Here is a 26,282-nt window from a genome sequence, read left to right on the forward strand (position 1 = left end):
CCTACAGGGTCGCCGAGTTGTCGTGGTACCCGCCCGTCCGCCGGCGCGGCGCGAGCGAGGAGCTGACCGGCGTGACCGTCCAGTCCGGGTGACCGGGCATCCGGGGGGTCTTCGTGCCGTAGAGCCAGTCCCGCAGGAAGCCGGACAGGTCCTGGCCGGAGACCTCCGAGGCGACGGCGATGTAGTCCTGCGTCGTCGCCGAGGAGTTGCGGTGACGGTCCAGGAAGCACCGCTCGACGGCGTGGAAGACGTCCTCCCCGACGAGCTGACGCAGCGCGTACAGCACCAGGACGCCGCCCGTGTAGCGCTGGCTGTCGAAGAGGTTGACCGCGTTCGGGGCCGCGACCGGGCCCGAGTCGTGCCGCCACTGGTCGCCGAGGCCGTACGTGTACTTCATCCGGTCCTCGAAGGTGCTGTAGCCGAGCGAGTCGGTCCAGCCGCGCTCGTAGCGGTACAGCAGCCCGTAGAAGTCCGCGTGGCCCTCGTTCAGCCACAGGTCGGCCCAGGTCGCGGGGCTGACGAGGTTGCCGAACCAGGAGTGGACCAGCTCGTGCATCATGTGCGAGCCGATCTTCTTCTCCTCCTGGAGCAGGAAGTTCGGCTTGTACAGGGTGAGGGTCTGGGTCTCCAGGCCGGTGAAGTCGAAGGCCGCCGGGTCGTCGGAGTTGCAGGGCAGCAGTCCGTACGTCTCGAAGGGGAACGCGCCGAGGCGCTGCTCGAGCCAGCCGACCAGGCCGGGGGTGAGCGCGAGGGCGGGCTCCAGGGCGGCGGCGCGGGCGGCCGGCACGACGTCCCGCAGCGGCAGTCCGTTCGGCCCCTGGCGGTCCTTGACGACGTAGTCGCCGACGGTGATCTGCACCAGCTCGGTCGCCATCGGCTCACGGGAGCGGTACGTGTACGCGGTCCGGCCGTCGCCGAGAGTCTCGGTGCCGGTCGCCAGGCCGTTCGCGACACCGCGCAGACCGGCCGGGACGGTGACGCGGAAGGTGAAGTCCGCCTTGTCCGAGGGGTGGTCGTTGCACGGGAAGACGGTGTGCGCGGAGTTGGGCTGCGGGCAGATCGCGAAGCCGTCCGGGGTGACGACCCAGGCGGTGTGCGCCAGTGCGCGGCGCGGATCGGCGCCGTACTCGACACAGATCGTCACCCGGGCCCGCGCCGGCAGCGGGCGGGCGGGGGTGATGCGCAGCTTCTCGTCCGTCTGCTCGAAGGCGGCGGGGCGGCCGGCGACGCGGACGGAGCGTATGTCCAGGCCGAGGGCGTCCAGGGAGAGGCGGGTGAGGGGCTGGGTGGTGCGGATGCGCAGGGTCGCCGTGGCGTCGACGAGCCGGGTCGTGGCGTCGTAGGCGAGGTCGAGGTGGTAGGCGGCGACGCGGTAGCCGTCGTTGCCGAGGCTCGGGAAGACGGGGTCGCCGAGGGTCTCGGGCCCCGGGGTGCCCTGGTCCTTCTCGGTGGCCTGGGCGGTTCCCCCCACGGTCAGTGCCGCGGCCGTGCCGATCAGCGCGGCCGCGGGGGCCGTCACTCGGGTGCGATATCTCATGGTCAGCTTTCGCTCGGGCGGCCGGTCGGTCGGTTCCGGCCGTCGACGATCAGATGCGATCAGGTGCACGATCTGCATCCAGGACCCGGGATGCGACGCATTGGTTGCACGGACCCCTGTCGAGCCGGCCTCGATCACGAGATATCTTGATGTCGAGCAATGTTGCAGACGTGGAGCGGAGCACCCGGTGACTGACTCGACCATCATCTATACGCACACTGACGAGGCCCCGGCCCTGGCGACGTATTCCTTCCTGCCGGTGGTCCAGGCGTACGCCTCGCAGGCGGGTGTCTCCGTGGAGACGCGGGACATCTCGCTGGCCGGGCGGATCATCGCCGTGTTCCCGGAGTACCTGGCCGAGGACCAGCGCATCCCCGACGCCCTGCACGAGCTGGGCGAGCTGGCCAAGACGCCCGCGGCCAACATCATCAAGCTGCCGAACATCTCGGCGTCCATCCCGCAGCTGAAGGCCGCCGTCGCCGAGCTGCAGGCCCAGGGCTACGCGCTGCCGAACTACCCGGACGACCCGAAGACCGACGAGGAGCGGGAGATCCAGGCCCGCTACGACAAGGTCAAGGGCTCCGCCGTGAACCCGGTCCTGCGCGAGGGCAACTCCGACCGCCGCGCCCCCGCCTCGGTCAAGAACTACGCCAAGACCCACCCGCACCGCATGGGCGCCTGGTCGGCCGACTCCAAGACCAACGTGGCGACCATGGGCGAGAACGACTTCCGCTCCACCGAGAAGTCCGTCGTGATCTCCGAGGCCGGTTCGCTGCGGATCGAGCTGGCGGCCGAGGACGGCACCACCACCGTGCTGCGCGAGTCGGTACCGGTCCTCGAGGGCGAGGTCGTCGACGCCTCCGTGCTGCACGTGGCCGCGCTGCGCGAGTTCCTCACCGCGCAGATCGCCCGCGCCAAGGCCGAGGACGTGCTGTTCTCGGTGCACCTGAAGGCCACCATGATGAAGGTCTCCGACCCGATCATCTTCGGTCACGTGGTGCGCGTGTTCTTCCCGAAGACCTTCGAGCAGTACGGCGCCGCGCTCGCCGCCGCCGGTCTGTCCCCGAACGACGGTCTGGGCGGCATCCTCAAGGGCCTGGACGCCCTGCCCGAGGGCGACGCGATCAAGGCGTCCTTCGAGGCGGAACTCGCCGAGGGCCCGGCGCTGGCCATGGTCGACTCCGACAAGGGCATCACCAACCTGCACGTCCCCTCCGACGTCATCGTCGACGCCTCCATGCCGGCCATGATCCGCACCTCCGGCCACATGTGGGGCCCGGACGGCCAGGAGGCCGACACCATCGCGGTCCTGCCGGACTCCTCCTACGCCGGCGTCTACCAGGCCGTGATCGACGACTGCCGGGCCAACGGCGCCTACGACCCGTCCACCATGGGCTCGGTCCCGAACGTGGGCCTGATGGCGCAGAAGGCCGAGGAGTACGGCTCCCACGACAAGACCTTCGAGATCAAGGCCGCCGGCACGGTCCGCCTGGTCGACCAGGGCGGCAACGTCCTGATCGAGCAGCCGGTCGCCGCGGGCGACATCTTCCGCGCCTGCCAGACCAAGGACGCCCCGATCAAGGACTGGGTGAAGCTCGCCGTCACCCGTGCCCGCGCCACCGGCGACCCGGCCGTCTTCTGGCTGGACGAGACCCGCGCGCACGACGCCAACCTGATCGCCAAGATCAACGCCTACCTGCCGGAGCACGACACCGAGGGCCTGGACATCCGCATCCTCGCCCCCGTCGAGGCCACCAAGCTGTCGGTGGAGCGCATCCGCCGCGGCGAGAACACCATCTCCGTCACCGGCAACGTCCTGCGTGACTACCTCACCGACCTCTTCCCCATCCTGGAGCTGGGCACCAGCGCCAAGATGCTGTCGGTCGTCCCGCTGATGGCGGGCGGCGGCCTGTTCGAGACGGGCGCCGGCGGCTCCGCGCCCAAGCACGTCCAGCAGCTGGTCAAGGAGAACTACCTGCGCTGGGACTCCCTCGGTGAGTTCTTCGCGCTGGTGCCCTCCTTCGAGCAGTACGCCACGGCCACCGGCAACGCCCGCGCCAAGGTCCTGGCCGACACCCTCGACCGCGCCACGGCGACCTTCCTCAACGAGGACAAGTCCCCGACCCGGCGCGTCGGCGGCATCGACAACCGCGGCAGCCACTTCTACCTGTCCCTGTACTGGGCGCAGGAGCTGGCGCAGCAGACCGACGACGCCGAGCTCGCCAAGGCCTTCCAGCCGCTCGCCGAGACGCTCGCCGCGAACGAGCAGAAGATCGTCGAGGAGCTGAACGCCGTCCAGGGCAGCCCGGCGGACATCGGCGGCTACTACCAGCCCGACCCGGCGAAGGCCGCCGCGGTCATGCGCCCGTCGGCCACCTGGAACGAGGCCCTGGCCTCCCTGAGCTGACGTCCCGGGCCTCCCGGCCCGCAGCCTCTCGTGCCGCCCCGTCCGGAACCTTTCCGGGCGGGGCGGCCGCGTTGGCGGACCCGGTCGGCGGCGGGTTCATGAAGGCTGTGTGTCACGCCCGGCAGGACGCTGGCCCGCCCCGGTCATCCGTGGTTCCCTCGTGCCATGACGGTGCTCGTGACCCGACGCCACGTGGACTACGTGCGTGTCACCACCACTTCTTGTCGTGCCGTGAGCTGACGCTCCCCTCCGGCCGATCACTCTCCCTCCCCGCTGTGCCGACGCGTGCCCGCACGCGTACTCCGGCGCGCCCTTCCGCACGAGGAGCAGCACCATGAGCCAGCCCATCGACTCCGTCACCGCAGGTCACACGCCCGAGGAAGCGGCGGCCGCGCCGGACACCCCGGCCTGGTCGTTCGAGACCAAGCAGATCCACGCCGGGGCCGCGCCGGACCCGACGACGGGCGCCCGGGCGACGCCGATCTACCAGACGACGTCCTTCGTCTTCCGCGACACGCAGCACGCCGCCGACCTGTTCTCGCTCGCCGAGCCCGGCAACATCTACACCCGCATCCACAACCCCACCCAGGACGTCTTCGAGCAGCGGATCGCCGCGCTGGAGGGCGGGGTCGCCGCCGTCGCGCTGTCCTCCGGACAGGCCGCGGAGACACTGGCGATCCTGACGCTGGCGAGCTCGGGCGACCACATCGTCTCCAGCACGTCCCTGTACGGCGGCACCTACAACCTCTTCCGGCACACGCTGCCGAAGCTGGGCATCGAGGTGTCCTTCGTCGACGACCCGGACGACCTCGATTCCTGGCGCGCGGCGATCCGACCGGGCACGAAGGCGCTGTTCGCGGAGACGCTGGGCAACCCGCGCGGCAACGTCCTCGACGTACGGGGCGTCGCCGACGTCGCGCACGAGGCCGGTGTCCCGCTGATCGTGGACAACACCGTTCCCACCCCCTTCCTGCTGCGGCCCATCGAGCACGGCGCGGACATCGTGGTGCACTCGGCGACCAAGTTCCTCGGCGGGCACGGCACCGCGATCGCCGGTGTGGTGGTGGACGGCGGCACCTTCGACTTCGGCGCGCACGCCGACCGCTTCCCCGACTTCACCGAGCCCGACCCCAGCTACCACGGCCTGCGGTACTGGCCCGCGCTCGGCCCCGGCGCCTTCGCCGTCAAACTGCGCGTGCAACTGCTACGCGACCTCGGCCCCGCGCTCTCCCCCCACTCCGCGTTCCTGCTGCTGCAGGGCGTCGAGACGCTCAGCCTGCGCATCGAACGGCACTCCGCCAACGCACAGGCCCTCGCGGAGTGGCTGGAGCAGCGCGACGAGGTCTCCGCCGTCCACTACCCGGGCCTGGAGTCCAGTCCGTGGTACGAGGCGGGGCAGACGTACCTGCCGCGCGGCGCCGGTGCCATCGTCTCCTTCGAGCTGCGGGACGGCGTCGAGGCGGGCAAACGGTTCGTGGACGCGGTCGAGCTGTTCAGCCACCTCGCCAACATCGGTGACGTGCGCAGCCTGATCATCCACCCGGCCTCCACGACCCACAGCCAGCTGGACGAACAGCAGTTGGCGGCGACCGGCACCGCGCCGGGTCTGGTGCGGCTGTCGGTCGGCATCGAGAACCTCGCCGACCTCAGGGCCGACCTGGAGGCCGGTTTCCGCGCGGCCAAGGGCGCGGCGTCCTGAACGCCGTACCCGCACCCGAGGCACCTCTCCCGCCGGCCACCGGGGCCTGGCGGGAGGGGGACCCGCCCGGCCGGCGTCGGTGGTACACGGCCGAGAAGCCCCTGCCGCTGGAGGCGGGCGGTGAACTGCCCGGCGTCCGGCTGGCGTTCGAGACCTGGGGGCACCTGGCGCCGGACCGTTCCAACGCCGTCCTCGTCCTGCACGCCCTGACCGGCGACAGCCACGCCGCCGGTCCCGCCGGGCCCGGTCATCCGACGCCCGGCTGGTGGGACGGACTGGTCGGGCCCGGCCTGGCCCTGGACACCGACCGCTGGTTCGTCGTCGCCCCGAACGTCCTGGGCGGCTGCCAGGGCAGTACGGGGCCCTCCTCCGCGCGTCCCGAGGGGCATGGACGCTGGGGTGGCGCCTTCCCCTTCCTGACCCAGCGGGACCAGGTGGCCGCCGAGGCGGGCCTGGCCGACGCACTCGGCATCGACCGGTGGGCGCTGGTCGTCGGCGGTTCGATGGGCGGGATGCGTGCCGTGGAGTGGTCGGTGTCGTACCCGGAGCGGACCGGTGCGCTGCTGCTGCTCGCGACGACCGGGGCGGCGAGCGCCGAGCAGATCGCCTGGGCGAACATCCAGTTGCACGCCATCCGCAGCGACCCCCACTGGCACGGCGGCGACTACCACGACACCGGGCACGGCCCGTACACAGGCCTCGGGCTGGCCCGCCGCCTCGCCCACGTCACCTACCGCAGCGAGCCGGAACTGCGGATCCGCTTCGGCCGTACGCCCCAGGGCGCCGAGGACCCTTTCGGCGGCGGCCGCTACCAGGTCGAGTCGTATCTCGACCATCACGCCGCCAAGCTGGTACGGCGCTTCGACGCGGGCAGCTATGTCGTGCTGTCGGAGGCCATGAACGCCCACGACGTGGGCCGCGGCCGCGGTGGCCTGCGGGCCGCGCTCGGCCGGGTCACCGCCCCCACCCTGGTCGCCGGCGTCGACTCCGACCGCCTCTACCCGCTCGCCCAGCAGGCGGAGCTGGCCGCGCTGATCCCGACCGCGGACCGGCTGCGGATCATCGAGTCGCCGTACGGGCACGACGGGTTCCTGATCGAGACGGCACAGGTCGCCGCGCTGGTCCGCACCCTGCTGACCGGTTGAGTCCAGCCCGGGCCGGCCGGTGAGGGGCCACCCGCTTCACCACTCACGCGTCGCGATCAGCTCCTCCACGTCCGCGTCGTCGAAGCCGTAGGCCTGGGCGATGAACCAGAAGTCGCCGCCTATCTCCTCCCGGGCCACCGTCTCGATCTCGCTGCCCGCCGCCTCGAACTCGGCCTCCAGCGCGTTGAACTCCTCGGTGGCCGCCTGCGTCAGGGCGTACAGCGCGGCCAGGTCGGCGGGCCGCTCGGCCTCGATGCGTTCGCACAGGGCGACCAGCACCGCCCGGCCCTTGTCGAGGACGTGGTCCGGGAAGTACTCGTCCTCGTACAGGACCTCCAGGAACGGACGGGACGCGGCCTTCTCGTTGCTGATGGGCATGGGTGCTCCCCCGAGTTCGTGCTCGTCGATGTGGCACCTTTGATGCTGCCACGCCCCACTGACAACGCCCGCCGACACCGCCCACCGCAACGCCCGCTGGAGCAGCCCGTGCCCGATCCCGCCGCCCCGTTCGACCTCCTGCCCGGCGCCGCCGACTCCCCCGTGATCCTCCATGTGCCGCACTCCGCTCGGGAGATACCGGCCGAGGTGCGCGCGGGCATCGTGCTGGACGACGCGGCGCTGGAGCGGGAGCTGGACCACATCACGGACGCACACACGGCGGAACTGGCCGAGGCGGCGGCGCGGTTGGCGCGGACGACCCCCTGGCGGTTCGTGAACCGGCTCTCGCGGCTGGTCGTCGACCCCGAACGCTTCCCGGACGAGCGGGAGGAGATGCTGGCCGTCGGGATGGGCGCGGTCTACACGCGCACCACGCACCGGGAGGCGCTGCGGCCCGCCGACGCCGACCCCGAGCCGCTCGTCGAGCGTTACTTCAGGCCGTACGCGCGGGCCATGACGGACGCCGTGGCCGACCGGCTGGCGAGCACCGGACGGGCCGTCGTCGTCGACGTGCACTCCTACCCCGGCACGGCGCTGCCGTACGAACTGCACGGCGCGGGACCGCGACCGCCGGTCTGTCTCGGCACCGACCCCTTCCACACGCCGCCCGGGCTTCTGGCGGCCGCGCGGGATGCGTTCGCGCCGTGCGGGGAGACGGGGCTGGACAGCCCCTTCAGCGGGACGTACGTACCACTGGAGTTCTACGGCACGGACGCCCGGGTCGGCGCGCTGATGGTGGAGATCCGGCGGGACACGTACATGACCGAGCCGGGCGGACCGGCGGGCCCCGGCCTCGACCGGCTGGCCTCCGCGCTGGCCACCCTGGTGGAGACCCTGCCCGTCACGTGGTGAAGGGCAGGGACCGGGGCGTGCCTCAGGCAGTGAGCCAGTCCGTGACGAGGACTCCCTCGTCGGTGCGCAGACGCAGGGCGAACGGGCCTGCCGGGGACTCCTCGTACACGAAGCGGCCCATGTCGTCGGTCGTCAGGGGCGCCGCGGTCCGCAGGCCCCTGAGCACCTCGACCCGGGCGGTCTGCGGCGGCAGCACCTGCCCCATCAGGCCCTGGGCGCTCAGCTCCACGTCGACGGTCAGCCCGCCCGCGTGGAAGGTGAGCATGCGCGGCACGTCCACGGCTCCCCGCACCGGGATGGCGTCGACCACGGAGTCGAACGTCAGCTCGGCGATCTTGGCGTCGAGGTCGTGCAGGACGAAGGCCTCCACGGCGATCTGCCGCAGTTCCGCCGGGAGCGGGTCGAGGATCGCCGCGCCCCGGCGCAGCTCCTCCTCCAGCAGATCGAGCCCCAGGTCCTCTCCGTCGAACAGTTCTTCGTCGAACCCTTCCTCGCCGAACGATCCGTCGTCGAGCGGTTCCTCGCCGTCGAAGGGCTCCTCGCCGTTCAGGTCACTCATGTCACCCATGTCCCTCACACCGCCCCCCGTGCTTCGAGTCGCGCCCGCAGGCGCCGCAGACAGCGCTGGCGCAGTGGACCGATGCTGCCCACGGCGATCCCGAGGGCGGCGGACACCTCCTGGTAGCTGGGCGGCGGCGAGGCCATCAGGACACGCAGCAACTGCCTGCACCGCTCGCCCAGTTCCTCGAACTCCTGCCACAGGTGCCGGATGCGCTCGGTCCGGGCGTCGGCCTCCTCCAGATCGAGTAACGACTGCTCGGGCGTGCGGTCCTCGCTGACCCGGTCCAGCAGCTGGGGATCGTCCGTCGGAGTGAGCCGCCGCATGCTCTTGAGCACCTTCAGGCACTCGTGCCGCGCGGTGCTCGCCAGCCAGGAGCCCGCCTTGTCGGGTTCTCTGATGCGCCCCAGGTGCTGGGCGAAGCGGAACCACACGGTCTGGTACACCTCGTGCGCGTCGGCGTCGGACAGCCGGTGCGAGCGCACGACGGACCACACCAGTGGGCTCAGCCCCTCCACGAGCGCCTTCCAGGCCGCCGCGTCGCCGTCGACGGCGGACCTGACCTGCGCGCCGACATCTCCTCGTTCCACGGCCCCACTCCTCGTGTACGGCCTGTCATCGTACGCCGTGGAGGGGGAGGTTCCGCACCTCATGCGGGAGCGGCGAGCAGTGTGACCGGCGACGGGCGCCAACCCGCCGGGAGCAGCGCCGGAGCATGCGCCCCGCGCACTTCCGCGTAGGTGGTGTTCCCGGCGAGCAGCTGGGTGCGGGCCACGCGCGGGTCGCTCTCCTTGTTGGCGGTCATGTAGGCGGCGACGAGCCCCGCGGCCACCGGGGTCGCGAAGGAGGTTCCGCTCCAGTGCGCGTAGCCCTCGAACATCACCTGGTCGGCCTTGCCGGGGGTGGGCGCGCCCGTCTCGCTGAGCACTCCGGTGTGGCGCGGGTACTGGCAGGTGCAGGCGTAGGTGAAGCCGTAGCGGCAGGCGTCGTAGGTGGTGTGCTGGTAGACGTACGGCACGGGCGCGTCGAAGCCGGTCAGGGTGCTGGTGAGGCGCTCCCCGGGGGCGTACGCGTTCACCCACGCGCCGTGGTTGGAGAAGCACGCGCCGAACTCGCCGTCGCTGCGCAGGGCGCCGATCGACAGGACCGAGTCCCGGTAGTCGGGCAGGGAGGCGTAGGCGGCGGGCCAGAAGGGGGTGGCGCTGGAGTTGTTGCCGGCCGCCGCGACCAGCAGGGTGCGCTGCCCGCGCAGTTCCCGCATGAAGCTCTCCACGCCCAGCAGGCCGTCGGTGCGGCCGTTGGAGGTGCCGGCGGAGAGGCTGATGATGTCCGGCCAGCCGTTCGCGTCGACGGCGTCGAACAGCCGCTGGCCGAACTCGGACTCCAGGACGGCACCGGCGTCGTTGAGGGTGCTGCGGACGGTGATGTCGGTGTTGGGCGCGACGGCCGCGACAAGGCCGGCGATGAAGGTGCCGTGGCCGACGTACTGCAGCAGGTTGCCCGCGCTGTCGGTCTCGGTGCCGTGCAGGTCGCCCTGGACGTGCGCGAGCAGCGGGACCAGCCCGTAGTCGTGCGTGAGGCCGTTGTCGACGACCAGGACGCCGACGGCGCTGTCGGGGTCGTGGGGCAGCTCGGTGGGGACCGGGTTGGTGCCCTGGGTGAGCGGGGAGGGCACGGGCTCGTCGCCCGGGCAGGAGTTGACCGCGATGGACACCACGTGGTTGCGGCTGACCAGCCGGCGTCCGGCGCGGCCCTCGTGCTCGCGCATCGAGCGCAGGGCGTGCGCCACGGCCCGGTCACCGCGCCGGTCGCCGTGGCCGGGGTCGCCGACCTGGATGCGGGTGACGCCCGAGCGGTTGGTCTCCGGGCCCGCCCGGCGCACCTGGTCGCCGCTCAGACCGGTGGCCTCGGTGAAGCGGGTGCGCACGGTGTCCTCGACCAGCCGCGCCTCCTCGCCGTCCCGGGCGAGGACCACCCCCTTCTCGTAGATGAACTCCGCCGCGTCGTCCGGCCCCAGCGCGAGGGGGACGTCGGGCATGGAACGCTGGATCTGGTCGAACTGTTCGTGGAATCGCTGTGGTGCCATGGCGTGTCCTCCCCCTTGAGGCGACTGTCGTCAGTTCAGAGTCGCCGGGCCGTTCATTGATACAGCTGATACAGCGCCAAAACGGTGTCGGGTGCAACCAGGGCCACTACCATCCGTTGAGTGACAGCGGGAAGCGACTCGGTTCTCGAACTGCTGCCGATGGTGTTCGCTGCCCCGAACGAGGCCCTGGCGCGGGCCCGGGGCGTGCTGGAGGACGACCCGTCGCCGTGGCACGCCTCCGTGGCGCACCAGGCGATCGGGATCTGGCAGCGGGACTGGGGCGACCTCAGGCTTGCCCTGCACCATCTGCGCCGCGCCCGTGATCTCGCCGTGCGCGCGGAGTCCCCGGACCGGGAGGCGGACGTCCTGGCCGCGCTCGGCGTCGCGCTGATCCACGCGGGCCGCACCCGGCAGGGCCTGGAGGCGCTGGAGCGGGGGGTCGCCGTCAGCAGCGGGCACACCCGCGCGCGGGTGCTCTTCCGCCGCGCCTACGCCTCCTGGGTGCTGGGCCGGCACCGCGAGGCGCTGGAGGACGTACGGCGGGCGATTCCCGTGCTGCGGCAGGTCGACGACGTCATCTGGACGGCGCGGGCGCTGACCCTGCGGGCCACCGTGCATCTGGCGCTCGGCGCCGTGGACCGGGCGGACGCCGACTTCGCGGCGGCCGAGGAGCTGTGGGACACCACCGGCCAGGACCACGACAAGGCGGACGTCGTGGAGAGCCGGGGTCTCGCCGCCTTCCGGCAGGGTGACGTGCCGGTCGCGCTGCGACTGCTCGACGAGGCCGAGGAGCGGTACGCCAAGCTCGGCACGCCGTCGTTCATGCTCTCCATCCGGCGCTGCGAGGTGCTGATGGCGGCCGGGCTCGCCCCGGAAGCGCTCGCCGTGGCCGACGCGGCGATCGGAGCGATCGACGGCATCGGCGGGCAGTCCACCCGCAAGGCCGAGCTGCTGCTGGTCGCGGCCCGGGCGGCCCGCCTCGCCGGTGACGCGAACACCGCGATCGCCCGCGCCGCGCTGGCGGTGCGGCTGTTCGCCGGGCAGCGGCGGCCCTGGTGGGAGACGCACGCCCGGCTGGTGCTGATCGAGGCACGGCTGTCCGCAGGGCGCGCCTCGGGACGCCTGGTCGCGGACGCGGCGGCGGTCGCCGAACGGCTCGCCTCCTTCGGCGCGCCGGCCGCTCCCGAGGCCTCCCTGCTGGCGGGCCGCATCGCGCTGTCGTTGGACTGGACGCAGGACGCGGAACGGCATCTGGCCGTCGCCGCGCGCAGCCGGCACAGCGGGCCGCCGCTGGCCCGGATGACCGGCTGGGCGGCGCAGGCACTGCGGGCCCGGGTCGCCGGTTCCCGGCGGAGCGTCCTGGAGGCGTGCCGGCGCGGACTCGACGTGCTCGACGACCACCGGATGACGCTGGGCGCCTCGGAGCTGCGGGCCCGCGCCACCGCGCAGGGCGCGGAACTGGCCGCGCTGGCCCAGCGGGTCAGCCTGGACTCCGGCGAGCCGCGCCGGCTGCTGATGTGGAGCGAGCGCTGGCGGGCCACCGCCCTGTCCACCCCGCCGGCCCGGCCGCCGGCCGATCCGGAGCTGCTCGGCCAGCTGACCGCCTTCCGGGAGATCGCCGCGCGCGCTGAGGAGGCCCGCGGCGGCGGCCGTCCCGTTCCGGCTCTGGAGCGCGAACAGCGGCGCCTGGAACGGGAGATCCGCTCGCGCACCCTGCACATCCGCGGCGACAGGCCCGGCGCCGAGGACCGCTTCGACCCGGGCCGGCTGCTGGACCGGCTGGGCGGGACACGGCTGGTGGAGCTCGCCGTGCTGGACGGCCGGGTGCAGGTGCTGCTGTGCGGGGACGGGCGGGTACGGCGGTTCGAGGCGGGGCTGCTCGCGGACGCCGAGGCCGAGGCGGAGCACGTGCAGGCGGGTTTGCGGCGGCTGGCGCACCCCGGCGCGGAGGCGCGGCTGCCGCTGGTGGAGGCCATGGGACGGCGCCTGGAGGAGCTGCTGCTCGGCCCTGCCGCGGCCCATCTGGGCTCCGGGCCCGTCGTGGTCGTACCCCCGGGCCGGCTGCACCGTGTGCCCTGGGCGCTGCTGCCGGCGCTGCGGGAACGGGTGCTCAGTGTGTCGCCGTCGGCGAGCGGCTGGCTGCGGGCGCGGGAGACCGCGCCGCCGCCCCGGGACCGCCATGTGCTGGTGCGGGGGCCGGGACTGGCGACCGGTGGGGCGGAGGTGCCCGAACTCGCCGACCGGTACGGCAGGCCGACGCTGCTGGAGCACGAGGACGCGCGCGTGCCGCGGGTGTTGGAGGAGCTGGACGGGGCCGCGCTCGCGCACATCGCCGCGCACGGCACGTTCCGCGCCGACAGTCCGCTGTTCTCCTCGCTGCGGATGGCCGACGGGCCGCTGATCGTCCATGACTTCGAGCGGCTGGACCGCAGCCCGTACCGGATCATCCTGTCCAGCTGCGACACCGCCCGGCTCGCCGCGGTGGGCGCCGACGAGCTGCTCGGTCTGGTCACCGCGCTGCTGCCGCTGGGCACGGCCGGGGTGGTGGCGAGCAGCGCGCCGGTCAACGACCACGCGGTGGTGCCGCTGATGCTGGCGCTGCACAAGGGTCTCGCCGACGGGCTGTCCCTGGCGGAGGCGCTGCGGGACGCGCGGGCCGCGCTGCCGGACGACGCGCTGCACCAGGCGACGGGGTGGGCGTTCACGGCGTTCGGGGCGGCATGAGGATGGCGGGGGGGTTCCCCTGCCGTGGGCGCGGCGGCTCAGGCACCATGATCGTGTGACATACGCGGTGACTGTTGACGTGCACCTCGCTCGGGGTGCCCAGGAACTCGACGCCCTGCAGCGCGAGGGTGTGATCTTCCTGCTGCGCAAGGGCCTCGACTCGATCGAGGCCATCGAGGGTCCCGACGGGATGCAGGTCGACCTGACGGACGACTTCATCGCCGTCCATCCCGAAGGAGCCCTGCTGAAGCTCTTCGTCGACGCGCCGGCGCTGGAGTTCGCGGAGGACGCGGCGCGGGAGGTCGTCGCGGAACTGCTGGAGCGCAGTGAGCTGCTGGCCGACTGGGAGATCACGCGGTGCGAGGTGGATCTGCACCCCGATCTGCTCCAGGAGAGCCTCGACGCGGCCGACGGCCCGGACGCGCCGCCGGCCGATCCCGCCGAACGCGCGCGCCGGCACGCGGAGTTCGAACCCGCCGTCTCGCCGTCCCGGCTGGACGAGGCCGAGATCGAGGAGATGCGCACCCGGCTGCGCTCGCTCGCCCCGAGCCTGCGGGCCTTCCCGCTGTCGGCCTTCGGTCACGACGAGAAGGGAACCGTCGGTCGCGAGGCGGCCGAGGTCGCGGCCGGTGCCCTCGTCCACGCCGTCGACCTCCTCGTCGACCAGTTGTTCACGGACCTGGCGGGGCTGGAGGAGGAGGGCCCGACCGTCGCCGAGAGCGACGCGCCGTTCATGATCCTCGACGACCTGCCGTCGCAGTTCGCCCTCCAGTACACGGTTCTGTTCGCGCGCCGTCTGATCGTCACGGCGATCACCATGACCGGACGCCTCGCCCAGCCGCACTTCGGCGAACTGAGCTGTGTCGCCGAAGAGTTGCTGATGAAGTTCCTCCTCGCCCAGGCCGAGGTGACGGCCGACCTGCACGGTCTGCTCACCGACGAGGTCAGCGCGGCCCTGGAGATCTTCACCGCCACCGTGTGCGAGGACCTCGACCACGAGTGGCTGTACAAGCCGGCCACGGACGCCCTCGGAGTGAACGACTGGTTCATCCCGTTCAACGACGACCGCCAGGTACACCCGTACGCCGCGAACGACGGCGATGACCACGCCTAGACCACCGGTCACGGCCGGAACACCGGTCACCGTGTCGGGGCATGAGGTGGCGGCCTGACCCCTCCCCCGAATACCGGGGGTCAGACCGCCTGTTCAGGGGGCTCAGGCCGTCTCCGTGTCGGGGAGGTCCATGAGCCACGGGAGGGCCGAGCGGTCGTTCGCGCCGAGGCGGGCGTAGGCGCTGTAGAGGTGGTTGCCGACCGTGCGGATGGACAGGGTCAGGCGCTCGGCGATCTGGCGGTTGCTCAGGCCCGCCGCAGCGAGGGTGACGATCTGCCGCTGACGGGCGGTCAGTTCGCCCAGGACCAGGCCGGACAGGGCCGGGGTGCGGGCACCCTGGCAGCGGCGGGCCAGGGCGACGGCACGCGTGCGTGACGTGCGCGCGGCGTGCGGGTCGCGGTGGGCCCGTACCGCCTGGGCCCGCGCCTCCGCGGCGAAGAGCAGGAAGCCGCGCTCCTCCAGCGCCTCGGCCGCGCGGTCCAGGCCCGGTCCGTCGGCCTGCGCCAGCGCCTCCGCGTGCAGGGCGAGCACCCCGCCCGCCGGAAGGCGGTCGGCGACCTTCTCCGGGGCGCCGAGCCGGACGGCGTCGTAGAGGCCGTAGGCGTCCTCCGCCCCGTACGCCTCCAGGGCCGCCCCCTCCACGTCCCCCCTGGCCACCGCCAGCCAGACCCCGGCCCCGTCCAGGGCCGGCTGTCCCGCCAGGGCCCGCTCGGCGGTGGCCGTGTCCCCCGACTGCGCGGCGGCCAGGGCGAGTTCGGTACGGCAGGAGGCGTCGCCCGGCGCCTCCCGCAGTCCCTCCCTCGCCCAGGCCGCCGCCTCCCGCAGCTCCCCCCGAAGCCGCGAGAACCGCGCGCGTACGGCCGCGTGGCCGGCCGGCACCGGCACGCCCTCCTGGGCGAGCCACTCCCCCACGGATGCCGGCAGCGCGCGCACATCGGTCTGTTCGATCCCCCGGGTCAACGCCGCCCGCTCCGCGGCCAGCGCCGGCGCGCACTGCTCCGGCGTGCGGGCCAGGCGCCTGGCCCGCAGCCCGCCGGCCGCGGCCCGCAGCACCGGGCCGTGCAGAGGGCGGGCGAGGCGCACGGCGCCGTCGTCGTCGAGGCGGACGAGGTGGTCGGCCTCGAGGGCTTCGAGGTCCCCGAGGCGGAAGTCGTCCATGGGCAGCGGCAGAGGCTCCGAGAAGGCCAGCCGGGCGAGAGCCTCGCTCCGGGGGTGGTCCAGCACCCGCGCGCCGCGCTCGCGGACGGTCGCCGTCAGCGGGAGCGGACCGCGCCAGGTCCACTGGTCCGTCTCCGGGCAGCGGGTGAGAAGGCCGCGTGCGCGCAGGGCGTCGACCAGCTCGCGGAGCAGGCGCAGATCGCCCCGGGACAGGTGCAGCAGGCGGTTGAGGGTCAGCGGCTCCAAGGGGCCGCCGAGGCCGGCCGCGAGGAGGTGCTCGGTGTCCTCCCGGGGAAGCGGTTCCAGGGGGAGGCGGGGCAGCAGCTCGCCGGTCCACAGGCGGGAGACGGCGCCGGGGCACGGGACGTCGTCCGCGGCGACGACGATCAGACGGGTACGGCCGTGCACGGCGAGCTGGTGGACGAGGGCGGCCGAGGCGTCGTCCAGGAGATGGGCGTCGTCGATCAGCAGCAGCCGTACGCCGGACAGGAGGTGGAGCGCCCGGTGCAGGGAGACCGTCTCGGGCAGCAGGTGGGCGAACGCGGCGAAGGGGATGTGCCGGGTCTCGGGCGTGCCGGCCGCGCGGGCCCGGTCGCTGCCCCGGACCGCCTCGGTGACCAGGCGGGTCTTGCCGCGGCCCGCCGGGCCGGTGACCACGATGCCGAGGTGGCCGGCGGTGAGGGCGCGGCGGATCAGCTCCAGTTCGTCCTCGCGCCCGGTGAACCGCCAGGGCAGTTCGAGGGTCTTCGCGTCGCGTTCGAAGGTCGTCACGGGAGTATGAGTGCGAGTACTCAGCCCTGATACAGGGTGACTTGAGTAGACCCCGACTCAGGCGCCCGTGACCCTGCTCACGGCAGTCTGTTCGGCATGACCGGACGCTACTGCAGCCTCGCGGCGCAGTCGGCCCCCGCCTTCACCGCGGGGCTGACCGCCGAGCGGCTCAGTGCGCTCGTCTCGGGACACCGGATGTGGGTCAACGGCACGGTCCTGCACTACTGCTTCTTCGACGGCGACAGCGACGCCTCGGTCATTCCCGTACCGGGGACCGGGTCGGTGCGCCGGGTGTCGTGGGTCGGCACCTCCGAGCAGCGGGACGTGGTGCGCGCGTGCTTCCAGGAGTGGCGGGACCTCGGCATCGGCATCGGCATCACCTTCGTCGAGGTCGGCGACCGCTCGGAGGCCGAACTGCGGATCGGCTTCCAGCTCGGTGACGGCTCCTGGTCGGCGGTGGGCCGGGACGCGCTGCGGGCCGGGCAGCACGAGCGCACCATGAACTTCGGCTGGGACCTGACCGCGCCCGGGGAGCGCGGGACGGCGCTGCACGAGATCGGGCACGCGCTGGGGATGCTGCACGAGCACCAGAGCCCGTTCGCCGGCATCCACTTCGACGACGAGGCCGTGTACGCGGATCTCGCCGGCCCGCCGAACTTCTGGGGCCGGGAGCGGACGTACTTCAACATCCTGCGCAAGCTGGACCCGGACGAGGCCAACGGTTCCGTCTGGGACCCGCAGTCGATCATGGAGTATCCGTTCCCGGACGGGCTGATCCTGGAGCCGGAGCAGTTCCGCGGCGGTCTGCACCCGCCGGGCACGCTGTCGCCGGCCGACAAGGAGTTCGCCCTGCGCTGGTACCCGCCGGCTGGTGCGCCGCTGCCGCCGGCCCTGGAGCCCTTCCGGTCCGTGCCGCTCGGTCTGGGACCGGGCGAGCAGGCCGACTTCACGATCGATCCGCAGGAGACCCGCGAGTACACCGTGGGCGCCTTCGGTGCGAGCGACACCGTCCTGGTGGTCTTCGAGGAGCGCGACGGCGAACCCCGCTATCTCGCCGGCCGGGACGACGGCGGAGAACCGCACAACGCCACGATCAGGGCCCGCCTCGTCAAGGGCCGCCGCTACTACGTCCGAGTCCGTCTGTACTCCGCGTGGGGTCCGGGGGAAACAGCGGTCATGTGCTGGTAACGGCACACGACCCGCACCACGCGGTCGGCTGGACCACAGTCCGGCGCCGGGGGAGGGTTCGGGGACGGTCGCCTTCGGGGGAGGGAGACCGTCCCCGACCCGTGTCGTCCGACCGGGAGGGGTGAGCGGCGCCGTACGGTGGCGGCATGCGTGCCGCGTACATCGAACAGCTCGGCTCCCCCGACGTCATCCGTCATGGTGTGCTGCCCGCGCCCGTGCCCGGCCCCGGGGAGGTGCTGGTCGACGTCGGGGTCACGGCGGTGGACCCGGTGGACGGCTTCGTACGGTCCGGGCGTTTCCGGACGCCGCTTCGGTTCCCCTTCGTCATCGGGCGGGACTTGGTGGGCACGGTGGCGTCCGCCGCGGAGGGGTTCGCCGCGGGTGAGGCGGTCTGGTGCAACAGCCTGGGACACGACGGGCGTCAGGGCGCGGCGGCCGAGCAGGCGGCGGTGCCGGCCGACCGTCTCTACCGGCTCCCGGCCGGCGTGCGGGCCGAGGAGGCGGTGGCCGTTCTGCATCCCGCGGCGACCGCGTATCTCGCCCTGTTCACGCACGGTGGTCTGCGCGCCGGTGAGACCGTCCTGGTGGGCGGCGCGGCGGGCAACGTGGGCAGCGCGCTGGTGACGCTGGCGGCCCGGGCGGACGCCCGGGTGATCGCCACGGCGTCACCGCACGACCATGAGCATGTACGGGCGCTGGGTGCGGCCGAGGTGGTCGACTACCGGGATCCGGGCGACCGTCTCGCCGCCCTCGCCCCGCGCGGGGTCGATCTGCACATCGACACCTCCGGCCGGCACGACCTGCGCACGGCGGTCGCACTGCTGGCCCACCGGGGCCGGATCGTGCTGATGGCAGGGACCGAGGCCGAACCCGTGCTGCCGGTCGGCCCGCTGTACATGAAGGACGGCTCCCTGCGGGGTTTCGTCATCTCGCATGCCACGGTGGCCGAACTGGCCGAGGCGGCGGAGTGTGTGAACGACCACCTCGCCGCGGGGCTGCTGCGTCCCCGTGCCGTGGAGGTGCTGCCGCTGAGTGCGGCGGCGGAGGCGCATCGGCGCATGGAGCGCGGCGAGTTGCACGGACGGCGCCTGGTGCTGGACCCGGCGGCCGGCTGAGCCGGGCGCCGGGTCAGGGCCGTTGCTGCCGGATGCGCTGGGCGACCGCGCTGTTCTCGGTCTCCCACCAGGGCCGTACGAGATCCGGCGAGGGCTCGGCCGACTCCGCGGGCGCCGCCGGGACCAGCTCCGTGGCCAGGCGGCGGTCCAGCGCGACGGTCTCGGCGCGTTCCGTGCGGGCCCACTGGACCAGGATCGCGAGCAGGAAGGGCAGCGCCACCAGTTCGGCGATGCTGATCATCGCGCCGCCGCCGAGCTGCTGGTCGTGCCGCACGTCGGGCGACCAGGCCGGGGCGTGGTGCAGGTACCAGGCGCCGGCGATCAGCGTGCCGTGGGTCATCACCACGATGCCGGGTACGGCGTCGATGATCCCGTCGAGGAAGACCAGCGCCACCCGCACGGGGTGGGTGCACCACGCGGGCAGGGTCTCCTCGCGGGTGAGCACCGGCACCACGAACAGGCTGCCGGCGAGCAGCAGATGGAGGTACATCAGCTGGTGCAGCCAGCCGACCCGCAGGGCGGTCTCGAAGTACGGCGTGAAGTACACCGTGAGTTCGGTGGCCAGGACGAGAGCGGTGCTGACCAGCGGGAAGGTGAGCAGACGGACCACACGCCCGCTCATCGCGCGCCGCAGGCGCCCGGCGGCCGGTCCGGGCAGGGCACTCACGGCGAGGCGCAGGGGGTCGCCGAGGGCCAGGCCGAGCGGTGCGATCAGGTCCAGGAGGATGTTCTGCACGGCTGCCGGCCAGAACAGCACGTGGTCGTAGACGGCGAGGGCCGACATCGTGGCCACCACGAGGGTGCCGAGGCCGAGCAGCACGAACGCGGCGAGTCGCGCCGGCGGCCAGTGCTCGCCCCGCCGCCGCAACCGCAGTACGCCCCAGGCGTACAGACCGCCGAGCAGGGCCACGACCAGCAGGGCGGGCACGTCCGGTTGCCATGAGGACAGCAGCCGTCCCACGGTGAGCTCCGGTGGGCTCGACATCGCGCACTCCCTCCACGGCATCCGACCAGACCCGGCCAGGGACTCTACGCCGTGCGCAGACGGCCGAGCGGACGGCGGCCGGTGAGGGGCCGGTCGTCATACCGAGCTCTTGCCGAGTCCTTACCGAGACTCACGCAGCGATCAGTTCAGGCCAGGGATCGGCTACGCTGACCGCCGATATCAGGGGGAGAGATGATCAACGCGCGTCGGCTGCTGGTCGCCGGAGTGACGGCTCTGCTCGTGGCGGGGCTGGGGGCGTGCGGGGGCGGGTCCGGCGACTCCGGGCGAAGCGGCACCGCCAGGACGGCCCAGGCGAGCCCGGACGGCGTCCCGGGAAGCAAGGACACCGTCCGGGGACTCAAGGACACCGTCCGCCATGTCTCCCGGAAGACCGCCTACGCCACCCGCCCCCATCTCGTCCGGACGTGCCGGCCCGCCACCCGGCGGGTCCGGCACACCTCACGGTCGGGCAGCGGCACCCACCGGACGACCCGCGTCTGGTACACCACCGAGCACTACCAGAGCTGCACGAAGGTCCAGAAGGGCACGGAGAGGTACCGGCGGGTCGTCCGCCGGGAGCGGTGGTGCGTGAGCCTGGACGACGTCAACGGCGTCAGGACACAGGACGGCGTCTGGTACGAGGTCGACCGGCAGACCTACTCCCAGGTGCTGGCCGCGGACGACCACACGCGCGTGCGGTTCACCCCGACCGGCACCGGCTGCTGACCGTCACCGTCGGCGCCACTCCCGCGCCAGCAGTTCGTAGGACCGCACCCGGTCCGCGTGGTCGTGGGTGATCGTGGTGATGAGCAACTCGTCGGCGCCAGTGGCCTCCTGGAGCTGTTCCAGCCGGTCGGCGACCCGGCCGGGTGAGCCGACGAACTGCGTGTCGATCCGGTCCCGCACCAGCTCCCGGTCCTCGTCGCTCCAGACGTGGGCCCGGGCCTCCTCCGGCGTGGGGAAGGGAATGGCGCCCTCGGCCGTGCGGATGCTGCGCACCCACAGGCCGTAGCCGGTGGCGAGTTCGCGGGCGGTGGCGTCGTCCTCGGCGACCACGACGTCGGCGGAGACGCTGACATAGGGCTTGTCCAGGACGTCGGAGGGCTGGAAGGAGGAGCGGTAGCCTTCCACCGCGTCCAGGACCGTGGCCGGGCTGACGTGGTAGTTGGCCGCGAACCGCAGGCCCCGCGCGCCCGCGGCCTGTGCGCTCTCGCCGCCGCTGCTGCCGAGGATCCACAGTTCGACCTCGGCCCCCTCCCCCGGCACGACATGCGCCTCGACGCCCTCCGGGGAGCGGTAACTGCCCTCCAGCAGGGCGAGGATGTCGTCGATCTGCTCGGCGTAGTCCTGGGACTCGGCCCCCGGCAGGAGGAGCAGCTTGCGCTGCAGGGCGATGCGGGGGGAGCCGAGGAGGCGGGCGAAGGAGAAGGGGGGCGGGATCAGCAGGCCATTGGGGGCGCGCCCGTCGACGACGGGAGTGGCCGGCACTCCGGCGGCGGGCTTCTCGCCCGGCGGACGGCCGCCTGAGCGGCCCAGGCCCAGGTCGAAGCGGCCCGGGTGCACGGCGTCCAGCAGACCGAACTCCTCCACCGTCGACAGGGCGGTGCGGTGGCCGAGCTGTACGGCGCCCGAGCCCAGGCGGATCGTGGAGGTGGCCGAGGCGGTGAGGGCCAGGACGACCGCGGGGGACGTGCCGGCGACGCCCGGGTTGAGGTGGTGCTCGGCGAACCAGTAGCGGGCGTATCCGAGCCGTTCGGCGTGCCGGGCCAGGTCGACGGAGTTGCGCAGGGCGTCGGCGGCTGTCGAGCCGGAGGAGACCGGCACGAGGTCCAGGACGCCGAGGGGGATGTCAGACACGCGCCGCCTCCACGGGCAATACGGGAGCCCAGTCGAAGGGCGGGTCCGGGATGTCCTTGCGCAGGGTCGGGGCGACCGCCGACTGGAAGAGTTCCAGCGAGTCGCGGTGCCGGCTGTCGCTCAGGCCGCCCGCGTCGGCGTGCAGATGGACGACGGTGTGTCCGAACTGCTCGTGATAGCGGTGCACCTTGTCGATGACCTGCTGCGGGCTGCCGATCAGGGCCGAGCTGCGCTCGACGAAGTCCTCCAGGGTCTCGAAGACGACCGGCAGTCCGGCCTTCTTGAAGAACGCCAGGTTGGCCTCGAACACCGGCCGGTAGGCGGCGAGCGCCTCCTGCGAGGTGGGGGCGACGTGGATGCCCGCCGTGCCGGCGCCGACGGCGATCCGCGCCGGGTCGTGGCCGTAGTGCTCCCAGCGCTCGCGGTAGTGACGGATCAACTCGGCATAGGGCTCGATGGGGTTGGTGACGTTCGCCGAGAACAGCGGGTCGCCGTAGCGGGCGGCCAGGTCCACCGACTCCTTGCTGGTGGCGCTGCCGTGCCACACGCGCACCGGCCGCTGGTAGGGCCGCGGCCACACCTCGGCGTCGGTCAGCGGAGGCCGGAAACGGGTCGCCGCGGTGACCTTGTCCTGGCGCCAGATCTGCCGGAACACCTCGTAGCTCTCGGCGTTGCGGTCCCACTGGTCCTCGGGCGTGACGTGGAACAGGTCGCGCTGGGCGGCGCCGTTGCCCTTGCCGATGATCAGGTCGAGACGGCCGCCCGACAGATGGTCGAGGGTGGCGTAGTCCTCGTAGGCGCGCACCGGGTCCAGCAGGCTGAGCGTGGTGACGGCGGTGAACAGCCGGATGCGTTTGGTGAGGGCGGCAACATGGCTCAGGACGACGGTCGGCGACGAGGAGATGAACGGCCGCTCGTGCCGCTCCCCCACGCCGAAGCCGTCGAAGCCCAGTTCCTCCGCGAGCAGGGCGTTGTCGAGCACCTCGCGGAAACGGTCGTGGGTCGACTTCAGTTCGCCGGTGACCGAATCCGGCCGGTGGACGATGAGGGTGATCGTCAGGAACTTCACGACGCGACCCGGTCGTCGGCGGCGTCGGGATGCTCGAGGCCCAGGTGGTGGCGGAGGGTGGGGCCCTCGTACTCGGTGCGGAAGACGCCCTGTTCCTGCAGCAGCGGGACGACCTTGTCGGCGAAGTCGTCCAGGCCGCCCGGGGTGATGTGCGGGACGAGGATGAAGCCGTCGCTGGCGTCGGCCTGGACGTAGTCGTTGATGGTCCTGGCGATGGTCGCCGGGGAGCCGACGAAGGTCTGCCGGTTGCCGGTGTTGATGACCAGGTCCCGGATGGACCAGTTGTTGGCGGCGGCCAGTTCGCGCCACTCGCGGGCGGTGGCCAGCGGGTCGCGGTACATCCGCACCTGGGCGCGGCCCTTGGAGATGTGCTCGTCGCTGACGTCCGGGTCGATGTCGGGCAGCGGCCCCTCCGGGTCGTAGGAGGACAGGTCCCGGTTCCAGACGAACTCCAGGTGCTTGATGGCGGTGGCCCCGCTGACCTGCTGGCGGCGCACCTCCCTGGCGAGTTCCTCCGCCTCGGCGTCGGTGTCGGCGAGCGCGAAGGAGGCGGCGGGCAGGATCAGCAGCTGGTCGGGGCGGCGGCCGTACTTGGCGAGACGGTTCTTGACGTCCGTGTAGAAGGCCTGGCCGTCGGTCAGGGTGGCGTGCCGGCTGAAGATGGCGTCGGCGGAGGAGGCGGCGAACTCCCGGCCCTCCTCGGAGTCGCCGGCCTGGAAGATGACGGGACGGCCCTGCGGGGAGCGCGGGACGTTGAACTGGCCGTGGATGTCGAAGTGCTGGCCCGTGTGCACGAAGGAGCCGGCCTTCGCGTCCCGCAGGAAGACGCCGGTGGCCTGGTCGGCGATGATCTCGTCGCCGTGCCAGGAGTCGAAGAGTTCGTTCGCGGTGGCCAGGAACTCCTTGGCGCGGGAGTAGCGCTCCGTCTGCGGGAGGAAGCCGCCGCGGCGGAAGTTCTCGCCGGTGAAGGCGTCCCAGGAGGTGACGACGTTCCAGGCGGAGCGGCCGCCGGAGAGGTGGTCGAGGCTGGCGAACTGGCGGGCCACCTCGTAGGGCTCGTTGAAGGTGGAGTTGATGGTGCCGGTCAGACCGAGGTGCTCGGTGACGGCGGCGAGCGCGGCGAGGATCGTGAAGGTGTCTGGGCGGCCGACCACGTCCAAGTCGTATATTTTTCCGCCCTGTTCGCGCAGGCGCAGGCCCTCGGCCAGGAACAGGAAGTCGAACCTGGCGCGTTCGGCGGTCCGCGCGAAGTGCGCGAAGGAGTCGAACTCGATGTGGCTGCCGGCCTTCGGGTCGCTCCACACGGTGGTGTTGTTGACGCCAGGGAAGTGCGCGGCCAGATGGATCTGCTTCAGCGGCTTGCTGGTCATGTCGGTGCGGTCCTTCCGGCTTCAGGCGGCGGCGTAGCGGTTGGCGGGGCGGGCGAGACCGAGCAGGCCGCGCAGGGTGTCGGCCTCGTAGGCGGTGCGGAAGACGCCCCGGCGCTGGAGTTCGGGGACCAGGCCGCGGGTGACGGCGGGCAGGTCGTGCCCGGCGACGGCGGGCCGCAGCCGGAACCCGGTCAGGCCCTCCGCCGCCAACTCCTGTAGCAGATCGGCAAGTTGGGCGGGCGTACCGGTGAAGACACGGGCGTCGCTGGTGTACGGCTCCCCCGCGAGGGCGTCGAGACGTGCGCGGCGGTCCTCCGCGGCGGACTGCTCTTCGTCCAGGAAGACCACCAGGTCACCGAAGACATGGAGGAGTTCACCGGCGCGTCCGGCCGCCTCCTGCTCGGCGCGGATCTCGGCGACGATCGCCCGGGCGTCCTCGGCGTCCCGCGGGGTGACGTAGCCGACGTCGGCCTGGCGGGCCACCAGCCGGTAGGGCACGGTCTGGTGGGCGAGGGCGGTGACCAGCGGCTGGCCCTGCGGCGGACGCGGGGTGATGGAGGGGCCCTTGACGCTGAAGTGCCTGCCCTCGAAGTCGATGTAGTGCAGCTTGTCGCGGTCGATGAAACGGCCGGTGGCGACGTCCCGGATCTCGGCGTCGTCCTCCCAGCTGTCCCAGAGCCGGCGCACAACCTCGACGTAGTCCGCGGCCTCGTCGAAGAGGTCGGTGAGCCGTTCCTGCCCGGCCGGGCTCCGCAGTTCGCCCAGGTCGATCGGCGGGAAGGTGCGGCGGCCGAAGTGGTCGGCCTCGTGGGGGCGGGCGGAGATCTGTACCCGCAGCCCGGCGCGGCCGGTGCTGACGTAGTCCAGGGTGGCGATCGCCTTGGAGATGTGGAAGGGCTCCGTGTGGGTGGCGATCACGGTCGGGACCAGGCCGATGTGCCGGGTCAGGGGTGCGATGCGGGACGCGGTGAGTACGGCGTCGAGGCGGCCGCGTACCTGGTCGGTGCGGCCGTCGAGCTCACCGAACTGCGAGGACTGCAGGCCGAGTCCGTCCTCGAGGGTGACGAAGTCGAGCAGGCCGCGTTCGGCCTCGGCGACCAGGTCGGCCCAGTAGCCGGCGGTGAACAGGTCCCGGGGGCGGGCGACCTGCTCGCGCCAGGAGGCGGGATGCCAGCCGGTGCCGTCGAGGGCGACGGCAAGGTGCAGGGAGGAAGCGGGAGTTGCGGACACGAGGTGCCTTCCTGGAGGTCCGTACGAGATCGCCGGCCCGCGGGAGTCGGGGCGCACGGCGGCTGGGGAAACGGGGTCAGGAGCTACAGAGGGAGCCGGCGACGCGCTGGAGGTCGATGTGGGGCCGGGAGTGGAGGCGGACGACGCGCGCTACACGTGTCATGTGTCGCACCTCCGTCCGCGTGGGCCGAGCACTCGCCTTCGACAAGGACAACGGCACGGCTATGCCGTTTCTTCCAGCGCGGCGGCCCCGGTGTGCCGGACGAGCGAGAAGACGGTACGGCTGCGCAGGGTGAACCCGATCGACTCGTACAGCCGGATCGCGTTCACGTTGGTGGCCGCGGCGTGCAGGAAGGGGCGTTCGCCGCGCTCCTTGATGCCGGCGGCGACCGCGCGGACCAGACGGGTGGCCAGGCCCCGGCCACGGTGGGCGGGGTCGGTGCACACGGCGCTGATCTCCGTCCAGCCCGGCGGGTGCAGCCGCTCGCCGGCCAGGGCGATCAGCCGGCCCTGGTGGCGGATGCCGAGGTAGGTGCCCAGTTCGACGGTGCGGGGCAGATAGGGGCCCGGCTCGGTGCGGGCGACCAGGTCGAGGATCTCGGGCACGTCGTCGGGGCCGAGCCGCACCGCCTCGGGGTCGGGCTCGGCGCGCAGGGCGGTGTCGACGAGCTGGACGCCGTGCCCGGTGCGCACGACCTCCCAGCCCTCCGCCGCCTCGGTCACGCCCCGCACCGCGGCGGTGCCGCCGGGGCCGACGAGTGCGGCGAGGTCGGCCCAGGCGCGCGGGTCGTCCTCGTCGGAGAGGGCGTGGAAAGGGGCCACGTCCGGCTGGTAGCGGACGGCGTGGCCGACGCGCTGGGCGAAGCGGGCGTGCGGGCCGGTGAGCGCGGCCCAGGCGGGGTTGTCCAGGAGGTGCGAGGAGTTGGCGTCGAGGGCGATGACGGACATGGTGTGGCGGTCTCCGGTGTGCGGCTCGGG

22 protein-coding genes are annotated in these 26,282 nt (G+C 72.7%); 9 read left to right on the forward strand and 13 right to left on the reverse strand.

The window, feature by feature from the left end:
- Window position 1 precedes the first annotated feature (1 nt).
- Window positions 2–1,537 (reverse strand): M1 family metallopeptidase, encoded by a 1,536-nt coding sequence (locus ACWCQ1_RS16440; protein ID WP_451026754.1) that lies wholly within the window; start codon window positions 1,535–1,537, stop codon window positions 2–4.
- A 187-nt stretch (window positions 1,538–1,724) separates the two neighbouring features.
- On the opposite strand from ACWCQ1_RS16440, the gene ACWCQ1_RS16445 reads away from it, so the two are divergent.
- The 3 genes from ACWCQ1_RS16445 to metX all read left to right on the forward strand — a co-directional run bounded on the left by ACWCQ1_RS16445 (window position 1,725) and on the right by metX (window position 6,788).
- The gene (locus ACWCQ1_RS16445) at window positions 1,725–3,944 is read left to right on the forward strand and encodes an NADP-dependent isocitrate dehydrogenase (RefSeq protein WP_133046482.1); all 2,220 of its coding nucleotides are present in this window, start codon (window positions 1,725–1,727) and stop codon (window positions 3,942–3,944) included.
- 334 nt (window positions 3,945–4,278) lie between these two features.
- Window positions 4,279–5,643, forward strand: coding sequence for a bifunctional o-acetylhomoserine/o-acetylserine sulfhydrylase (locus tag ACWCQ1_RS16450; protein WP_358600812.1), 1,365 nt, complete (start codon window positions 4,279–4,281; stop codon window positions 5,641–5,643).
- On the forward strand, window positions 5,640–6,788 hold the full coding sequence (gene metX / locus ACWCQ1_RS16455; protein ID WP_451026791.1) for a homoserine O-acetyltransferase MetX: 1,149 nt from the start codon (window positions 5,640–5,642) through the stop codon (window positions 6,786–6,788). Before ACWCQ1_RS16450 ends, metX begins: the two co-directional genes overlap by 4 nt.
- A 36-nt stretch (window positions 6,789–6,824) precedes the next feature.
- Here metX and ACWCQ1_RS16460 read toward each other — a convergent pair whose 3' ends face one another.
- Complete coding sequence (locus tag ACWCQ1_RS16460; RefSeq protein WP_451026755.1) at window positions 6,825–7,166, reverse strand: DUF5713 family protein; 342 nt, start codon at window positions 7,164–7,166, stop codon at window positions 6,825–6,827.
- Between the two features lie 42 nt (window positions 7,167–7,208).
- Here ACWCQ1_RS16460 and ACWCQ1_RS16465 point away from each other — a divergent pair, with 42 nt between their 5' ends.
- Entirely contained in the window at window positions 7,209–8,078 is an 870-nt protein-coding gene (locus tag ACWCQ1_RS16465; protein ID WP_451026756.1) for an N-formylglutamate amidohydrolase, read from the forward strand.
- A gap of 22 nt (window positions 8,079–8,100) precedes the next feature.
- Here ACWCQ1_RS16465 and ACWCQ1_RS16470 read toward each other — a convergent pair whose 3' ends face one another.
- The 3 genes from ACWCQ1_RS16470 to ACWCQ1_RS16480 are packed head-to-tail and all read right to left on the reverse strand — an operon-like array spanning window position 8,101 to window position 10,723.
- Window positions 8,101–8,637, reverse strand: a complete 537-nt coding sequence (locus ACWCQ1_RS16470; protein ID WP_358600803.1) for a hypothetical protein — start codon at window positions 8,635–8,637, stop codon at window positions 8,101–8,103.
- Window positions 8,638–8,651: 14 nt separating this feature from the next.
- On the reverse strand, window positions 8,652–9,227 hold the full coding sequence (locus ACWCQ1_RS16475; protein WP_133046476.1) for an RNA polymerase sigma factor: 576 nt from the start codon (window positions 9,225–9,227) through the stop codon (window positions 8,652–8,654).
- 59 nt (window positions 9,228–9,286) lie between these two features.
- Entirely contained in the window at window positions 9,287–10,723 is a 1,437-nt protein-coding gene (locus ACWCQ1_RS16480) for a S8/S53 family peptidase (RefSeq protein WP_133046475.1), read from the reverse strand.
- Between the two features lie 159 nt (window positions 10,724–10,882).
- Here ACWCQ1_RS16480 and ACWCQ1_RS16485 point away from each other — a divergent pair, with 159 nt between their 5' ends.
- Both ACWCQ1_RS16485 and ACWCQ1_RS16490 read left to right on the forward strand, forming a co-directional pair.
- Window positions 10,883–13,447, forward strand: a complete 2,565-nt coding sequence (locus ACWCQ1_RS16485) for a CHAT domain-containing protein (RefSeq protein ID WP_358600998.1) — start codon at window positions 10,883–10,885, stop codon at window positions 13,445–13,447.
- 55 nt (window positions 13,448–13,502) lie between these two features.
- Window positions 13,503–14,561 (forward strand): hypothetical protein, encoded by a 1,059-nt coding sequence (locus ACWCQ1_RS16490; protein ID WP_451026757.1) that lies wholly within the window; start codon window positions 13,503–13,505, stop codon window positions 14,559–14,561.
- 102 nt (window positions 14,562–14,663) lie between these two features.
- On the opposite strand, the gene ACWCQ1_RS16495 is transcribed toward ACWCQ1_RS16490, so the two are convergent.
- Window positions 14,664–16,490, reverse strand: a complete 1,827-nt coding sequence (locus tag ACWCQ1_RS16495) for a LuxR family transcriptional regulator AbsR2 (RefSeq protein WP_451026758.1) — start codon at window positions 16,488–16,490, stop codon at window positions 14,664–14,666.
- A gap of 96 nt (window positions 16,491–16,586) precedes the next feature.
- Here ACWCQ1_RS16495 and absR1 point away from each other — a divergent pair, with 96 nt between their 5' ends.
- Window positions 16,587–17,678 (forward strand): beta-glucuronidase AbsR1, encoded by a 1,092-nt coding sequence (gene absR1 / locus ACWCQ1_RS16500; protein ID WP_451026759.1) that lies wholly within the window; start codon window positions 16,587–16,589, stop codon window positions 17,676–17,678.
- A 146-nt stretch (window positions 17,679–17,824) separates the two neighbouring features.
- Window positions 17,825–18,793, forward strand: coding sequence for an NADPH:quinone reductase (locus ACWCQ1_RS16505; protein ID WP_358600789.1), 969 nt, complete (start codon window positions 17,825–17,827; stop codon window positions 18,791–18,793).
- Between the two features lie 13 nt (window positions 18,794–18,806).
- Here the strand turns inward: ACWCQ1_RS16505 and ACWCQ1_RS16510 are convergent, their stop codons facing one another.
- A complete protein-coding gene (locus tag ACWCQ1_RS16510; RefSeq protein WP_451026760.1) occupies window positions 18,807–19,778 on the reverse strand; it encodes a cytochrome c oxidase assembly protein in 972 nt (323 codons plus the stop codon).
- A 192-nt stretch (window positions 19,779–19,970) separates the two neighbouring features.
- Here ACWCQ1_RS16510 and ACWCQ1_RS16515 point away from each other — a divergent pair, with 192 nt between their 5' ends.
- Window positions 19,971–20,504 carry a hypothetical protein gene (locus ACWCQ1_RS16515; protein ID WP_451026761.1) on the forward strand — a complete coding sequence of 178 codons (534 nt, stop codon included), beginning with the start codon at window positions 19,971–19,973 and terminating at the stop codon, window positions 20,502–20,504.
- 3 nt (window positions 20,505–20,507) lie between these two features.
- Here the strand turns inward: ACWCQ1_RS16515 and ACWCQ1_RS16520 are convergent, their stop codons facing one another.
- The 6 genes from ACWCQ1_RS16520 to ACWCQ1_RS16545 form a co-directional block, all read right to left on the reverse strand.
- A complete protein-coding gene (locus ACWCQ1_RS16520) occupies window positions 20,508–21,635 on the reverse strand; it encodes an LLM class flavin-dependent oxidoreductase (protein ID WP_451026762.1) in 1,128 nt (375 codons plus the stop codon).
- Window positions 21,628–22,704 carry an LLM class flavin-dependent oxidoreductase gene (locus tag ACWCQ1_RS16525; protein WP_451026763.1) on the reverse strand — a complete coding sequence of 359 codons (1,077 nt, stop codon included), beginning with the start codon at window positions 22,702–22,704 and terminating at the stop codon, window positions 21,628–21,630. The genes ACWCQ1_RS16520 and ACWCQ1_RS16525 overlap by 8 nt, the downstream gene beginning before the upstream one ends.
- A complete protein-coding gene (locus ACWCQ1_RS16530) occupies window positions 22,701–24,074 on the reverse strand; it encodes an NtaA/DmoA family FMN-dependent monooxygenase (protein ID WP_358600775.1) in 1,374 nt (457 codons plus the stop codon). The genes ACWCQ1_RS16525 and ACWCQ1_RS16530 overlap by 4 nt, the downstream gene beginning before the upstream one ends.
- A 21-nt stretch (window positions 24,075–24,095) precedes the next feature.
- Entirely contained in the window at window positions 24,096–25,304 is a 1,209-nt protein-coding gene (locus ACWCQ1_RS16535) for an LLM class flavin-dependent oxidoreductase (protein ID WP_451026764.1), read from the reverse strand.
- Window positions 25,305–25,380: 76 nt separating this feature from the next.
- Entirely contained in the window at window positions 25,381–25,467 is an 87-nt protein-coding gene (locus ACWCQ1_RS16540; protein WP_358600994.1) for a putative leader peptide, read from the reverse strand.
- Between the two features lie 59 nt (window positions 25,468–25,526).
- On the reverse strand, window positions 25,527–26,252 hold the full coding sequence (locus ACWCQ1_RS16545; RefSeq protein WP_451026765.1) for a GNAT family N-acetyltransferase: 726 nt from the start codon (window positions 26,250–26,252) through the stop codon (window positions 25,527–25,529).
- Between the last annotated feature and the right edge of the window lie 30 nt (window positions 26,253–26,282).

Source organism: Streptomyces sp. NPDC002144, assembly GCF_053593695.1.

Bases quoted from the DNA above. Each gene is read 5' to 3' on its own strand.
- ACWCQ1_RS16440 (WP_451026754.1), bottom strand. From the start codon at position 1,537: ATGAGATATCGCACCCGAGTGACGGCCCCCGCGGCCGCGCTGATCGGC.
- ACWCQ1_RS16450 (WP_358600812.1), top strand. From the start codon at position 4,279: ATGAGCCAGCCCATCGACTCCGTCACCGCAGGTCACACGCCCGAGGAA.
- ACWCQ1_RS16460 (WP_451026755.1), bottom strand. From the start codon at position 7,166: ATGCCCATCAGCAACGAGAAGGCCGCGTCCCGTCCGTTCCTGGAGGTC.
- ACWCQ1_RS16465 (WP_451026756.1), top strand. From the start codon at position 7,209: ATGCTGCCACGCCCCACTGACAACGCCCGCCGACACCGCCCACCGCAA.
- ACWCQ1_RS16470 (WP_358600803.1), bottom strand. From the start codon at position 8,637: ATGAGTGACCTGAACGGCGAGGAGCCCTTCGACGGCGAGGAACCGCTC.
- ACWCQ1_RS16480 (WP_133046475.1), bottom strand. From the start codon at position 10,723: ATGGCACCACAGCGATTCCACGAACAGTTCGACCAGATCCAGCGTTCC.
- ACWCQ1_RS16485 (WP_358600998.1), top strand. From the start codon at position 10,883: ATGGTGTTCGCTGCCCCGAACGAGGCCCTGGCGCGGGCCCGGGGCGTG.
- absR1 (WP_451026759.1), top strand. From the start codon at position 16,587: ATGACCGGACGCTACTGCAGCCTCGCGGCGCAGTCGGCCCCCGCCTTC.
- ACWCQ1_RS16505 (WP_358600789.1), top strand. From the start codon at position 17,825: ATGCGTGCCGCGTACATCGAACAGCTCGGCTCCCCCGACGTCATCCGT.
- ACWCQ1_RS16510 (WP_451026760.1), bottom strand. From the start codon at position 19,778: ATGTCGAGCCCACCGGAGCTCACCGTGGGACGGCTGCTGTCCTCATGG.
- ACWCQ1_RS16515 (WP_451026761.1), top strand. From the start codon at position 19,971: ATGATCAACGCGCGTCGGCTGCTGGTCGCCGGAGTGACGGCTCTGCTC.
- ACWCQ1_RS16530 (WP_358600775.1), bottom strand. From the start codon at position 24,074: ATGACCAGCAAGCCGCTGAAGCAGATCCATCTGGCCGCGCACTTCCCT.
- ACWCQ1_RS16540 (WP_358600994.1), bottom strand. From the start codon at position 25,467: ATGACACGTGTAGCGCGCGTCGTCCGCCTCCACTCCCGGCCCCACATC.
- ACWCQ1_RS16545 (WP_451026765.1), bottom strand. From the start codon at position 26,252: ATGTCCGTCATCGCCCTCGACGCCAACTCCTCGCACCTCCTGGACAAC.